This window comes from Bradyrhizobium sp. CFUWI (genome assembly GCF_056429085.1).
The window spans coordinates 403,622-418,607 of the sequence record NZ_JBWJZE010000004.1; the positions used below are offsets into that span (position 1 = coordinate 403,622).

General features: G+C 62.0%; 10 protein-coding genes. All 10 read right to left on the minus strand.

Going from position 1 to position 14,986, the window contains the following annotated elements:
- Positions 1–7: 7 nt before the first annotated feature.
- A complete protein-coding gene (locus AC066S_RS12275) occupies positions 8–2,284 on the minus strand; it encodes an NADP-dependent malic enzyme (RefSeq protein ID WP_478269782.1) in 2,277 nt (758 codons plus the stop codon).
- Between the two features lie 174 nt (positions 2,285–2,458).
- A complete protein-coding gene (locus AC066S_RS12280) occupies positions 2,459–2,806 on the minus strand; it encodes an acyl-CoA thioesterase (RefSeq protein ID WP_126260037.1) in 348 nt (115 codons plus the stop codon).
- Between the two features lie 54 nt (positions 2,807–2,860).
- Positions 2,861–3,586 carry an acetoacetyl-CoA reductase gene (phbB, locus tag AC066S_RS12285; protein ID WP_135170408.1) on the minus strand — a complete coding sequence of 242 codons (726 nt, stop codon included), beginning with the start codon at positions 3,584–3,586 and terminating at the stop codon, positions 2,861–2,863.
- A 125-nt stretch (positions 3,587–3,711) separates the two neighbouring features.
- A complete protein-coding gene (locus AC066S_RS12290; RefSeq protein WP_478269783.1) occupies positions 3,712–4,884 on the minus strand; it encodes an acetyl-CoA C-acetyltransferase in 1,173 nt (390 codons plus the stop codon).
- 48 nt (positions 4,885–4,932) lie between these two features.
- Positions 4,933–6,303: a dicarboxylate/amino acid:cation symporter gene (locus AC066S_RS12295; protein WP_126260043.1), complete on the minus strand. Its 1,371-nt coding sequence runs from the start codon at positions 6,301–6,303 to the stop codon at positions 4,933–4,935.
- Between the two features lie 28 nt (positions 6,304–6,331).
- A complete protein-coding gene (locus AC066S_RS12300; protein WP_478269784.1) occupies positions 6,332–7,306 on the minus strand; it encodes a TAXI family TRAP transporter solute-binding subunit in 975 nt (324 codons plus the stop codon).
- A 24-nt stretch (positions 7,307–7,330) separates the two neighbouring features.
- A complete protein-coding gene (gene lpdA / locus AC066S_RS12305) occupies positions 7,331–9,076 on the minus strand; it encodes a dihydrolipoyl dehydrogenase (protein WP_478269785.1) in 1,746 nt (581 codons plus the stop codon).
- Between the two features lie 16 nt (positions 9,077–9,092).
- Positions 9,093–10,658 carry a dihydrolipoyllysine-residue acetyltransferase gene (locus AC066S_RS12310; RefSeq protein WP_478269786.1) on the minus strand — a complete coding sequence of 522 codons (1,566 nt, stop codon included), beginning with the start codon at positions 10,656–10,658 and terminating at the stop codon, positions 9,093–9,095.
- Positions 10,659–10,682: 24 nt separating this feature from the next.
- Positions 10,683–13,370: a pyruvate dehydrogenase (acetyl-transferring), homodimeric type gene (gene aceE / locus AC066S_RS12315; RefSeq protein WP_478269787.1), complete on the minus strand. Its 2,688-nt coding sequence runs from the start codon at positions 13,368–13,370 to the stop codon at positions 10,683–10,685.
- An 852-nt stretch (positions 13,371–14,222) separates the two neighbouring features.
- On the minus strand, positions 14,223–14,906 hold the full coding sequence (locus tag AC066S_RS12320) for a TetR/AcrR family transcriptional regulator (protein WP_478269788.1): 684 nt from the start codon (positions 14,904–14,906) through the stop codon (positions 14,223–14,225).
- Positions 14,907–14,986: the final 80 nt, after the last annotated feature.

Genomic DNA, 14,986 nt, shown 5'->3' on the forward strand with positions numbered 1-14,986 from the left:
CTCTGGGTCAGGCTCGATCGGAGACCGCGTCTGCGACCGCGACCGCCGCCATGTTCACGATACGCCGCACCGTGGAGGACGGCGTGAGAATGTGGGCAGGCTTGGCCGCTCCGAGCAGGATACCGCCCACCGTCAGTCCCTGGCCCGCCGCCATTCTGAGCAGATTGTAGGAGATGTTGGCGGCGTCGAGATTCGGCATCACCAGGACGTTCGCCGGTCCCTCGAATCCGGAATCGGGAAACTCGTGGTGGAGCACGGATGGCGACAGCGCGGCGTCACCACGCATCTCGCCCTCGACCGCCAGATCGGGAGCCCGCCCGCGAATGATCGCCCGTGCCTCCCGCATCTTGCCGGCTTCCGCATCAGCGGAGCTACCGAAGCTCGAGTGCGACAACAACGCCACCCGGGGCGTGATGCCGAACCGCCGCACCTCCGCCGCCGCCAGCAAGGCGATGTCGGCGACCTGTTCGGCGGTCGGATTGAGGTGGCAATGAGTGTCGCAAATGAACAGCTGATGCTGCGGCAGAATCAACATCTGCATCACCGCGAGCGTCCGCGCATCGTCGCGGGTGCCGATCACGTTGCGAATGGCGGCCAGATGGTCCGATGTCCTGCCGATGACGCCGCACAGCATCGCGTCGCCGACGCCTCTTGCGAGCAGCAGCGAAGCCAGTACGGACGCATTGCTTCGGGTCTCCGAGAGCGCCAGGCCCGCCGATACGCCATCGCGCTTTCTGCGCGAATGGTACACTTCAGCGCATTTGGAATAGATCTCCGCGTCATGGGGATCGATGATGTCGCAGTCCGTGCCCGGCCTCAGCCGGAGGCCAAACGCCTCGATCCGCTGTTCGATCGTCGACGGCCGGCCGATCAGCAGGGGCCTTGCAATCCTCTCGTCAACGACCACCTGCGCAGCGCGCAGCACGCGCTCATCCTCGCCTTCCGCCAGAAGCAGGGATTTTCCGCTTCCCTTCGCCACCGAGAAGACAGGCTGCATCGCGTTGCCGGATTGATAGACGAACCGGCTGAGCTGTTGGCGATAGGCTTCCATGTTCGCGATCGGACGCCTCGCGACGCCGCTGTCGGCCGCGGCCCTGGCTACGGCCGGCGCGACGACCTCGATGAGGCGCGGATCGAGCGGTTTGGGAATGAGATAATCCCGCCCGAAGCGGAGCTTTTCCCCCTTGTACGCGGCGGCCACCACCTCGGGCACTTCCGACATCGCCAGATCAGCCAGGGCCCGGACGGTTGCCAGCTTCATTTCTTCGTTGATCGTGGTCGCTCCGCAATCGAGAGCGCCCCTGAAGATGAACGGAAAGCACAGCACATTGTTGATCTGGTTCGGATAGTCCGAGCGTCCAGTCCCGATGATCGCATCGGGACGGGCCGCCAGCGCGTCTTCCGGCATGATCTCCGGGATCGGGTTGGCCATGGCGAAGATCAGGGGATCCCGCGCCATCTTCTTGACCATGTCGGTCGTCAGCACATTACCGGCCGACAGGCCAAGAAAGATATCTGCGTCCCGAATGATGTCGTCCAGTTTTCGCGCGTCGGTTCTCACTGCATAGCGCGCCTTGTTGTCATCCATGCCCTCGGTGCGGCCCGCATAGACGACGCCTTTTGCGTCGGTCACGATAATGCGGTCATGCCGCAGGCCGAGGCTGACGATAAGATCAAGACATGCCAGCGCCGCTGCGCCGGCGCCGGAGCAGACGAGCTTCACCTCCGCAATGTCCTTCTTGACGAGCTTCAGGCCGTTGAGGATTGCCGCCGCGGCGATGATCGCGGTCCCGTGCTGGTCATCGTGAAAGACCGGAATCTTCATTCGCTCGCGGAGCTTCCGTTCGATGTAGAAGCACTCCGGCGCCTTGATATCTTCCAGATTGATGCCGCCGAAGGTCGGCTCCATCCTGGCAATGGTCTCGATCAGCGCATCGGGGTCTTCTTCGGCCAGCTCGATGTCGAACACGTCAATGCCAGCGAACTTCTTGAACAAGCAGGCCTTGCCTTCCATGACCGGCTTGCCCGCGAGCGCGCCGATATTGCCAAGGCCGAGCACGGCCGTGCCGTTGGTGACGACAGCCACGAGATTGCTGCGCGCGGTCAGTTCATCGGCCTGCAACGGGTCCTTGGCGATAACCAGGCAAGGCTCCGCCACGCCGGGTGAGTACGCCAGCGACAGATCACGTTGCGTCGCCATCGCGGTGGTCGGCACCACGGAAATCTTTCCCGGCCTCGGCAGGCGATGATATTCGAGTGCGGCTTCCCTGAGATCCTGATCCATCGTATTCCCCGATTTGACGCTTCGGCCCGAGGGACAATGCGCCCCTCATTTGCTTTCTTGTGCTCGACAACTTCAGGCGCTTCCGCCGCGGCCGCGCAGCGCCGCCATTCCTGGGCCCCTGTCGGTCTCGTTTACTGTCTTGCTGTCGGACATTTCGTCTCCTTCAATTGGTGACTATTGCCTGCCCTCCGCGGCCACGATTGGCGCGGGTCGGCCGTCGGCATCCAGTGCAACGAACGTAAAGATGCCTTCCGTCACTTTGACGCGCTCGCCCAGCCGCTTGCGCAATGCCCAGGCCTCCAGGCGGATTGCGACCGAGGTCCGCCCAACACGCTCGGGCGCCGCGTAGACACACAGGACGTCACCGACATGAACCGGCTTGATGAAATGCATCGCCTCGATCGCAACCGTTGCGACGCGGCTTTGCGCACGCTGCCCGGCATGAATGCCGCCGGCGATGTCCATCTGTGACAACACCCAGCCGCCGAAGATATCGCCGCTCGGATTCGCATCCGCGGGCATGGCGAGCGTCCGTGTCGTGAGGTCCCCTCGTGGCTGGATAGTCATCACTGTCGATCAGTCCATATGCTGGCCGCCATTGGCCGATATCGTCGATCCCGTTATGAAGCCGGCATCGTCCGATGCCAGGAACACGACGGCTCGCGCGATCTCGTGCGGTTCGCCCAGGCGGCCGACCGGGATCTGAGGCAGAATGTTCTTGGCTACGACCTCCGGGTTGATCGCCTTGACCATCTCGGTGGCGATATAGCCCGGGCAGATCGTATTGACGGTGATGCCAGAGCGGGCGCCCTCCTGGGCCAGCGCCTTGACGAAGCCGATGTCTCCCGCCTTGGCCGCCGAATAATTGACCTGGCCCATCTGGCCTTTCTGGCCGTTGATCGAGGAGATGCAGATCACGCGACCGAACTTGCGCTCGCGCATGCCTTCCCACACCGGCCGCGTCATGTTGAACAGCGAATTCAGGTTGGTGTTGATGACGCCGTACCATTGCTCCGGCGTCATCTTGTGGAACATTCCGTCCTTGGTGATCCCGGCGTTGTTGACCAGCACCTCCACCGACCCCAGTTCGGCCTCGACCTGCTTCAGGCCCGCGACGCAGGCGTCGTAATTCGACACGTCCCATTTGTAGACGTTGATGCCCGTTTCCCTCTTAAACCTCGCCGCCGCTTCGTCATTGCCGGCGTAACTTGCCGCCACCTTGTAGCCCGCCGCCTTGAGCCCAATCGAAATCGCCTCACCTATGCCGCGCGTTCCGCCGGTAACCACTGCAACCCTGGACATGATTCCCCTCCTGATCCTGATCGGTTCATGTTGTATTCGCCGGCTCTTGCGAGCCTCGATCCTTCGCGGACGACTGATGCCGTCCGCGTTCGCATTTTTCGGAGCCGGTAAAGCCGGCTGCTTGTCTAGCGCTCGACCGTCAGGGCGACCCCCATGCCGCCGCCAATGCACAGCGTCGCAAGGCCCCTCCTGGCGTGCCGCTTCTGCATCTCGAACAGCAGCGTTGTCAGAACCCGCGCACCGGATGCCCCGATGGGATGACCGATGGCGATAGCGCCGCCGTTCACGTTGACGATCGACGGGTCCCAACCCATGTCCTTGTTGACGGCTATCGCCTGCGCCGCGAAGGCTTCATTGGCCTCGACGAGATCGAGATCCTCAACCTTCCAGCCGGCTTTCTCGAGCGCCTTGCGCGAAGCCGGGATCGGCCCCGACCCCATCACCGCCGGATCGACGCCCGCGGTCGCCCAGGAGACGATTCTCGCAAGCGGCCTGAGCCCGCGCTTCTTGGCTTCGTCCGCGCTCATCAGCACCAGCGCAGCCGCACCATCGTTCAGGCCGGAAGCGTTGCCGGCGGTCACCGAGCCTTCCTTGTTGAAGGCGGGCTTCAACTTGGCAAGCGCGTCCAGCGTCGTGCCGGCGCGGATGTACTCGTCCTGATCGACCACGACGTCGCCTTTTCGGGTCTTGACGGTGACGGGAACGATCTCGTCCTTGAACCTGCCGCCCTTCTGCGCATCCTCGGCCTTGTTCTGCGAACTGGTGGCGAAAGCGTCCTGCTCTTGCCGGGTGATCTGCCACTTGGTGGCGATGTTCTCCGCCGTCACTCCCATGTGGTAGCCGTGGAACGCATCCAGCAAACCGTCTTTCAGCATGGAATCGACGAACTTGACGTCGCCCATCTTGGTGCCATTGCGCATGTGCGACAAATGCGGCGCCATCGACATCGACTCCATGCCTCCGGCGACGATGACCTTCGCGTCACCGTTGGCAATCTGCTGCAGTCCGAGTGCAACCGATCGCAGGCCCGAACCGCAAAGCTGGTTCATGCCCCACGCCGTCTTCTCCTGCGGAATGCCCGCCGCCATGGCGGCCTGCCGCGCCGGATTCTGCCCCTCTCCGCCGGAGAGCACCTGGCCCAGGATGACCTCGTCGACGTCACCGGGCGGGACCTTGGCGCGCTCGAGCGCCCCCTTGATCGCCACCGCGCCAAGCTCGTGGGCGGTCAGCGATCCGAATGCCCCGTTGAAAGAGCCAACCGGCGTTCGCGCGGCAGACACGATTACCACTTCAGTCATGATCAACTCCTGTTTAACGTTCCGCCTCAACCTCTACCGTTCTCATCATCAAGCGACGACTGGCCGAGGCGCACCTGCCTCGATCTCGTCATCTGCAATCTTCACGGACTCCGGATCGTCGGCTTCGACGTCGCTCTCCTGGTTCAAACGCCGATGGAGCATTCTCTCATCGAGCGCTCCCTCCCATTTGGCCACAACGACTGTGGCAACGCCGTTTCCTATGAGGTTGGTGAGCGCGCGCGCCTCCGACATGAAGCGGTCGATGCCAAGGATCAAGGCGATGCTCGCGACCGGAATCGTTCCGACGGATGCAAGAGTTGCGGCCAGAACGATGAAGCCGGACCCCGTCACACCGGCTGCGCCCTTGGATGTAAGGAGCAGGACGCCAATGATGCCGAGCTCTTGCCAGATCGACAAGGGGGTATTGGTCGCCTGCGCCAGGAAGATCGCGGCCATTGTCAGGTAAATACAGGTGCCGTCGAGATTGAACGAATAGCCGGTCGGAATGACCAAACCGACGACCGACTTTTCGCAGCCAAGATTCTCAGTCTTGGCGATCATGCGCGGCAACACCGATTCGGACGATGAGGTGCCAAGCACGATCAGAAGTTCTTCCTTGATGTAACGGATGAACTTGAAGATCGAGAATCCGCTAAGGGCAGCGACGGATCCGAGCACGACGAAGACGAACAACAAGCATGTTACGTAGAACGCCAACATGAAGTTTGCCAGCGAGACCAGGGTCGCCACGCCATACTTGCCGATCGTGAAAGCCATTGCACCGAACGCTCCGATCGGGGCAACTTTCATGATGTAGCCGACGATTTTGAAGTACACGTGGCTCACGACATCAATCAGCCGCAGCACGCCCTCTCCGTGCTGACCGAGAGCCTGCAACCCGAATGCAAACAGGATCGCGAAGAACAACACCTGCAAGATTTCGCCGTTGGCAAAAGCGCCGACGACCGTCGACGGGATGATGTCCATCAGAAACTGGACCGTGCCCTGCTCCTTCGCCTTTGCGGTAAAGGCCGCGATGGATTTCGTGTCAACGGTCGACGGATCGACGTTCATGCCGACGCCAGGCTTCCACAAATTGATTACTAAGAGTCCGATGATCAGGGCAGCCGTCGTTAGTACTTCGAAATAGATCAATGCCTTCAAACCAACGCGTCCGACCTTCTTCATGTCGCGCATGCTGGCAATGCCGTGCACAACCGTGAAGAAGATGATCGGGGCGATGATCATCTTGATGCACTTGATGAACGCGTCGCCAAGCGGCTTCATCTGCTCGCCGAGCTGAGGATGAAAATGGCCCAGCAATATGCCGGCTGTGATTGCAGCCAAGACCTGCACATAGAGGTGCTGATACCACTTTACGGATCGGTGACCGTCTGTCGTTGCCGTTACTGTTGCCATGTCTTGTGTTCCTTCTAGAAGCTGTTTCTCAGTCCGAATGCGCAACCCCGGGCGTAACCCTGCTGCGATACCAACTGACGGCGCCGCCATGTAAGGGAATGAAGTTGTTGCGCGTGATGTTCGAGGGGATTGTTTCCGCCGCCGCCGGGTGAGATTCGATCAGACGCTCGTTGTTGGCGAACACCGTGTCGACGATTGCTGTGACCAGATCGTCCGGCAGATCCTTGCGCGCAACGGCAAAATTGAACAGGCCGACGGTGTCGTAGCGGCGCCGCAGGGTGGGATACGTACCAGCGGCGACGACGGATGCGGAGAGTTCCGGCATGGCGAGGCGCAGTGTTGCGATCTCCTGCCGCGTGAGCGGGATGTAACGCACCTTCGCCTTTCGCTCGATATCGATGAGGAATGGAGCCGGTACGCCGGCGCCGACGGCGAGAGCATCGATGCTTCGCGCTACCGACTTCTCCGCCAGCACCGCCCAATCGCCGGAAACCAGAGTCGCCTCGATCTTCAGCGCCTTGAGGAATTCGGGAAAGTAGGCGGCGGTGGTACCGCCCTCGGGCCCGACGCCGATACGCTTGCCAGCGAAATCGGCAAGAGATTGAACAGGCGAGTCACCGAGCACCTGAAACTGAAACGGGGTATCATACATCGCAAACATGACGCGCATGTTCCGGTGTGGCCGCCCGCCGGTCCAGGCAGCGCTGGCGTTCCACGCTTGCAACGCCACGCCTTGTGTGACGAAGGCCAGCTGAATTTCACCGCTCTCGAGCAGCTTGATATTGTCAATCGGGCCGCCAGTCGGCCGCGCCACCACCGGAATGCCGAGTTCTCGCGTAAGCAGGCGAGCCAGCCCTTCGCCATAGACGTAGTAAGTGCCGCCTTCGGACGCGGTGCCGAGACTGAGCACCTGGGGCCAATGCGCCTCCGCCGCAGCCGCCAACCTAGACGGCAGCAGAACAAATGCGAGAAGCATCAGAATTCGCCACGTTCCTGAAACCATGACGGTCTCCCTTGTTCTTCAGCGTCACTTCTTCTGCGGCGGAAGATCCGTGCAGTGGCCCTCGAATACCTCGGCCGCCATCCCGATCGACTCGCCAAGCGTCGGATGCGGGTGAATCGTCTTGCCGATATCGGCAGGCTCGCAGCCCATTTCGATCGCAAGGCAGATCTCGCTGATGAGATCGCCGGCATGCGTGCCGACGATGCCGCCGCCGATGACGCGGTGCGTCGTCGTGTCGAACAGGAGCTTGGTGAAACCCTCGTCGCGGCCGTTGGCGATGGCGCGGCCGGAGGCCGCCCAGGGAAATACCGACTTGCCGAACTTGATCCCCTCGGCCTTGCACTGATCCTCGGTCTTGCCGGCCCAGGCAACTTCGGGGTCGGTGTAGGCAACGGATGGAATCTGCCGAGCGTCGAAGTATGACTTTTCGCCATGCGCGGCTTCCGCCGCTACATGGCCTTCATGCACGGCCTTGTGCGCCAGCATCGGCTGGCCGACGATGTCTCCGATCGCGAAGATGTGCGGCACGTTGGTGCGCATCTGCTTGTCGACGTCGATGAAACCTCGCTCGCTCACCGCGATTCCGGCCTTTTCGGCGCCGATCTTCTTGCCATTCGGGCTGCGGCCGACCGACACCAGAACGAGGTCGTAGACCTGCGGCCCGGCAGGCGCCTGCTCGCCCTCGAAGCTCACCTCGATCCCGGCCTCGGTTGCTTTCGCGCCCGCCGTCCTGGTCTTCAGCATGACTTTCTCGAAGCGGCCCGCGTTCGCCTTCGCCCAGACCTTGACCAAATCGCGGTCGGCTCCCTGCATCAGACCGTCGAGCATCTCGACGACATCCATTCGCGCCCCCAGCGTCGAATAGACCGTCGCCATTTCGAGCCCGATGATGCCCCCGCCGATCACCAGCATGCGCTTGGGGATCGACTTCAGCTGCAGCGCGCCGGTTGAATCGACGATGCGCGAGTCCTCGGGCAGAAATGGCAGCTTCACGGCCTGGCTGCCGGCGGCGATAACGGCGTTGGCGAACTTGACTGTTTTCTTGCCGCCCGCCGCGACGACTTCGAGATGGTGCTGATCGAGAAAGGCGCCGACGCCGGTCACGACTTCAACCTTGCGAGCCTTCGCCATGCCGGCAAGGCCGCCCGTCAGTTTCCTGATCACACCGTCCTTGAACGCGCGCAGCTTGCCAAGTTCGATCTGCGGCGCTCCGAAGGAAATGCCATGATCGGGAAGATGCCCGACCTCGTCGATCACTGACGCCGTATGCAGCAGCGCCTTGCTCGGAATACAGCCGACATTGAGACACACGCCGCCGAGCGTATCGTAACGCTCGACCAGCACCGTCTTCATGCCGAGATCGGCCGCGCGGAAGGCCGCCGAGTAACCGCCGGGACCGGCGCCCAGCACCACCATATCGCATTCGATATCAGCCTTGCCGGCATAGGATGCCGCGGCAGGCGCCACTGCCGGCGGCGCGGCCGCAGCCGGCTGCGATGCGGACGCGGACGCGAGCGCAGCAGCCCCCGCTGTGGCTTCCAGCATGAGAATGGTCGATCCTTCGCTTACCTTGTCGTCGACCTTGACCCGGATCTCCTTGACGATTCCGGCATGCGAGGACGGAATCTCCATCGACGCCTTGTCGGACTCGACCATGATAAGACTGGTGTCGACCGCGACGGTCTCGCCAGGCTTCACCATGACCTCGATCACGGCAACGTCCTTGAAATCACCGATGTCAGGAACTTTCACTTCGATCTGCTGAGTCATGCTGCTTCCCCCGATCTCAGAACAGCACGCGCCGCAAATCGGCGAGCACGTTAGCGAAATGGACATTGAAGCGGGCGGCCGCCGCGCCGTCGATGACACGGTGATCCCAAGAGAGCGACAGTGGCAGCGTCAGCCGCCAGTTGCCCGACTTGCCGTCTGACGAGTGCTGCTTCCAGTACCCCTTGCAGACGCCCATGATCGCAACTTCGGGTGCATTGATGATCGGCGTGAAGTAGATGCCGCCGATGCCGCCGAGCGAGGAGATCGAGAAGGTGCCGCCCTGCATCTGGTCGGGCTTGATCTTGCCCTCGCGGGCGAGCTTGGCGAGTGCATTCATCTCCTTGGCGATCTCCGGCACCGATTTCTTGTCGGCATCGCGGATCACCGGCACCATCAAGCCGTTCGGCGTGTCCGCGGCAAAGCCGATGTGCCAGTAGTTCTTGTAGACGAGCGTATCGCCATCGAGGCTGGCATTGAACTCCGGAAATTTCTGCAGCGTCGCGACGGCAGCCTTCACCATGAACGGCAGCAGCGAGAGCTTGACGCCGCTCTTCTCCAGCTCCTTGTTCATCTTGCCCCGGAACTGCTCGAGATCGGTAATGTCAGCCTCGTCGTGGGTCGTTACGTGCGGGATGACGACCCAGTTGCGATGAAGATTGGCGGCGGAAATCTTCTTGATGCGGCCGATCTCCTTGCGCTCGACCGGGCCATACTTGGCGAAATCGACTTTGGGCCAGGGCAGAAGGTCAATGCCGCCGACGCCGCCTCCACTTGCGGCCGCGGCCTGCGGCTTGGCTGGCGCCGCCCCGCCCTTGATGAAAGCCGCTACGTCCTCGCGCAGGATGCGGCCATGCTTGCCGGTGCCCTTGATCTTGCCGAGATCGGCACCCATTTCGCGCGCCAGCTTGCGCACGGCAGGACCGGCATAAGCGAGCGCAAAGGCTGCTTCGTCAGAGGCACCGGCCACCGCCGGTCCAGCGGCGGTGGCCGGCGAGGACACAGGCATCGGCGTGGGAGGCCCGCCGGCCTGCGCAGACGAATCCCCGGTGACAAGCGACAGGATGATCGAACCTTCGCTGACCTTGTCGCCGGTTTTCAGCTTGATTTCGCGCACCGTGCCCGAGAGCGGCGCTGGCACTTCCATCGTCGCCTTGTCCGATTCCAGCGCGATCAGGGGATCCTCCGCCTTCACACTGTCGCCGGGTTTCACAAAGATCTCGATGACCGGGACGTCCTTGAAGTCGCCGATGTCCGGGACGCGAACCTCGGCAACGCCCGCAGGCGCACTGACGGGTGACGGTGGCGCGCTGACAACAGGGCGCGCTTCGGCCTGTTCGGCGCCGGCAGCATCGAACTGCACGATCACAACGCCTTCGCTCACCTTGTCCCCGAGCTTGACGACCACCGACTTCACCACGCCGTCTCGCGGCGACGGCACCTCCATGGTCGCCTTGTCGGACTCCAGCGCGACCAGCGGATCCTCGGCCTTCACCTTGTCGCCCGGCTTGACGAATACCTCGATGACCGGGACGTTCTTGAAGTCACCGATGTCGGGAACCCTGATGTCGATCAGACCACTCATCGCTCTGTCCTCGGCTCCGCTGGCTCACACGGTCCAGGGCGCAGCACGCCCGGCGTCGATTTTGTATTTGGCGATGGCTTCGGCCACGACTGCCGGCCTGATCGCTCCGTCGTCGGCGAGCGCCTTGAGCGCAGCGAGGGTGACGTAGTGCCGGTCGACCTCGAAGAATTTTCGCAGCTTCACGCGATAGTCGCTGCGGCCAAAGCCGTCCGTGCCGAGCACGACGTATCGGCGCCCGGCCGCCTGCACATACTCCCGGATCTGATCGGGGTAGTTGCGCATGTAGTCGGTGGAGGCCACGACCGGCCCGGAGTGTCCCTCGAGCTGCGTTTCCACCCAGCTCTTGCGGCGCGGCTCGGTTGGATGCAGTAGGTTCCAGCGCTCCGACGCCATGCCGTCACGGCGCAGTTCGTTGAAGCTGGTCGCGCTCCAGACGTCGGCGGTGACGCCGAAATCCGCCTTGAGCAAATCGGCGGCCGCGACCACCTCGCGCAGGATCGTTCCCGAGCCGACAAGCTGGACGCGAAGGCCCTTCTTCGGCGTCTCGCCTCCGCTCTTCAGGAGATAGAGCCCCTTGAGGATTCCCTCCTCCGCCCCCTTGCCGGCATCGGCGAGCGAGGGATGCGGGTAGTTCTCGTTCATCAGCGTGATGTAGTAGTAGACATCGTCCTGCGCCTCGTACATGCGGCGCATGCCCTCGCGGACGATCGTCACGACCTCATAGGCAAAGGTCGGATCGTAGGAGATGCAGTTCGGGATCGTGCCGGCGAGGACGTGGCTGTGGCCGTCCTCGTGCTGCAGCCCTTCGCCGTTGAGCGTGGTGCGCCCGGCGGTACCGCCGAGCAGGAACCCGCGGGCACGCATGTCGCCGGCGAGCCAGGCGAGATCGCCGACGCGCTGCAGTCCGAACATCGAATAATAGATATAGAACGGAATCATCGGCACGTTGTTCGTGCTGTAGGACGTCGCGGCGACGATCCAGCTCGACATGGCGCCGCCTTCGTTGATGCCTTCCTGCAGAACCTGCCCGCTCTTGTCCTCGCGGTAGTACATCAGCTGATCGGCGTCCTGCGGCCGGTAGAGCTGGCCGACCGACGAATAGATGCCGAGCTGGCGGAACATGCCTTCCATTCCGAAGGTGCGTGATTCATCGGGAACGATCGGCACGATGTGCTTGCCAATCGCCTTGTCGCGAACGAGGGTGCCGAGCATCTGCACGAACGCCATCGTGGTCGAAATTTCGCGGTCGCCGGTAGCATCGAGCAGCCGCTGGAATGTCGACAAGGGTGGAATTTGCACGGACGCGGACTTGCGTCGGCGCTGCGGCAGGCTGCCGCCGAGCTTCTCGCGCTGTGCGCGGAAATATTTCATCTCGGGGCTGTCCTCCGGCAGACGGAGGAAAGGAACCTTCGCCAATTCCTCGTCGGCGACCGGCACCTGGAAGCGGTCGCGAAATCCGCGTAGCGCGTCCTGCGTCATCTTCTTGGCCTGATGCGCGATCATCTGGCCTTCGCCGGATTCGCCCATGCCGTACCCCTTGACGGTCTTGGGCAGGATCACGGTCGGCTGGCCTTTGTGGTTCACCGCCGCTGCATAGGCCGCAAAGACCTTTTCCGGATCGTGGCCGCCGCGCGCGAGCTTCCAGATCTCATCGTCGCTCATGTCGGCGACGAGTTGCTTCAATTCGTCGTACTTGCCGAAGAAGTGCTCGCGAATATAGGCGCCGCTCTTGCTCTTGAAATCCTGGTACTCGCCGTCAACGCACTCCTCCATGCGCTTTAGCAGCAAGCCGCTCTTGTCCTTTTCGAGCAGGCGATCCCAGCCCGAGCCCCACAGCACTTTGATGACGTTCCAGCCGGCACCGCGGAAAACGCTTTCCAGCTCCTGAACGATCTTGCCGTTGCCGCGGACGGGCCCATCGAGCCGCTGCAGGTTGCAGTTGATGACAAAGATCAGATTGTCGAGGTTTTCCCGACCGGCGAGCGAAATCGCGCCGAGCGACTCTGGCTCGTCCGTCTCGCCATCGCCCATGAAAGCCCAGACCTTGCGATTGGACGTTTCAGCGAGCTTGTGGTTCTCGAGATATTTCAGAAACCGCGCCTGATAGATCGCCAACAGAGGCCCAAGTCCCATCGACACGGTCGGGAATTGCCAGAAGTCTGGCATCAGCCAGGGGTGCGGATAGCTCGACAAGCCCTTGCCGCCGGTCTCCTGCCTGAAGCCGAGAAGCTGCTCCTCGCTGAGGCGACCCTCGAGAAAGGCACGCGCGTAGATGCCGGGCGAACAGTGTCCCTGCACGAAGATCAGATCGCCGCCATGGGTGTCCGTCGGTGCGTGCCAGAAATGGCCGAAGCCGATGTCGTAGAGCGTGGCGGCGGACTGGAAGCTCGCGATGTGGCCGCCGAGTTCCGAACTCTCCTTGTTGGCGCGCAGCACGATTGCCAGCGCATTCCAGCGGATGATTGAGCGCAGTCTGTGTTCGATGGCGCGGTCGCCCGGCAGGGCCGGCTGCTGTTCCACCGGGATCGTGTTGCAATAAGGCGTCGTCAATGTCTGCTGAATGCCAAGGCCGCCGCTGCGCGCGGCGCCGATCACCGCATTGACGACGTACTCGGCCCGCTCGTTGCCGCGGTGGCTGCGGACTGCCCACAAGGCATCGAGCCACTCCCGGGTTTCCTGCGGATCCAGATCATGCGCTTCCGCCACTGTCATTATTCTCTCCCTTGCATGCCAAGCCGAACTCAGGCGTCATTGGTCATCGCGCTCCGCCGTCGGGCGGAGCACGCCATGCCACGCAGGCGATATCGCCTGTCGCTCTAGGTGAAAGATTGAGTGCTGGCTGGCATCTGGACGTCCCCTCGTGTTGCTTGTTTAATCTTTTGCGGATTACTTAAGCAGCATTCGTGCCAGACCTCGGAAGGGTCGGTCGCTCGAGCACATATCGTTCATTTTACTCAGGTTTGTCGGGCACCTCATCGCGGCCGCCGGCATGTTGCGTCCGACTTTGTCCGGAGCTTCAGAAAACTGTCCGGAGGTTCCGCCCGAAAGATCGGATCGGCCAACATGCGGCGCCCCAACCCGAGTCGCGCGTTGTTGACATTCCGCTTCGAAGAGAAAGGTCCAAGGCGCCATGCCGCCGGCGCAAGGATGTAGAGTCGAAGTGACATCCGAGCTGACTAACTTCGCCCGGATAGCGAATGTCCGCGACCGACGCGCTCTTGCATTTTCATCGCGTGCGTCAGCGCGAGCGCGCTTCTGCAGTTTCACGACGATGAATTCTCTGCGCCGTCATGTTCGTCTCTCGCACATCACGAGGTTGACCAAATGACCGTCATGCTCAATCCCTCGACAACGATCCGCGCGCGAAGATGCTGACCGGCGCGCCGCGTCACCCCGAGAAGGTAAACCGCCCCCGACACGCCGACGCGGCTGGGCGCGCGGGAATCATCGTGCGGACTGGTATCGCAACCGATAGTTCAACAAGCGTATTTTTCCGCGATCTTGTCGCCAATCGAAAGCTCTTCAGCCTCCATGATTTTCAAACCGGTCTCGGTTATTTTGAGTTCAAATTTTGTCTTTTGACCTTGGGGCCGGCGAATATCCGCCCGCATGGTCGCCTCCACCGTGCCCGGCGATGAACATGGCGACGGCCGATCGGCAATAGGATTCGATTTCCTTGTCGTCCTCTGCTCTCGCCTGATCGAAGCGCGCGATCATCACGAGATCGGATCCTTTGAAAAGCGCGGCAAACAAACGGGCGGACCGGTGAGGATCCGGCACGTTCAGAAGCGACTTCGCGTGCAACTGACGCAACAGGGCCTCGATCTGGCGGATGACATGGGCGGGACCGGCCTCGAAATGGAGCTTGCTTAGCGTCGTTTGATTGGTCTTGTCGGCCATGACCATGGCTTCGACACCGCGGACGTCCGGTCTGAGCAGCGTGCGAAGCAGCAATGATCCCACCGCCATGAGCTGATCTTCGACCGAACCGTCGTCGCCTTCAAGAAGGACCTGTGGTGCAAACAAAAACTGGCAGCCGGCCGCGATGGCCGCGCCGAACAGCGCCTCCTTGTTCTCGAAGTGCCTGTAGATGCTGAGCTTGGATATCTTCGCGCGCCGGGCGACCTGGTCCAATGTCGTCGCTTGAAAACCCAATTCTACAAAGAGTTCGCGCGCGGCGTCGACGATCGTTTGGCCAAGCGCCTCGTTGGCGGGCCGGCCGCGCCGGCCCTGGCTGTTTTTGGTCACGACAATTCCAGTACTTGACAGTATCCTAATTGTTGAATTACGATACCACGAAGTATCTGAAATGTGCAAGCCAATGGGTA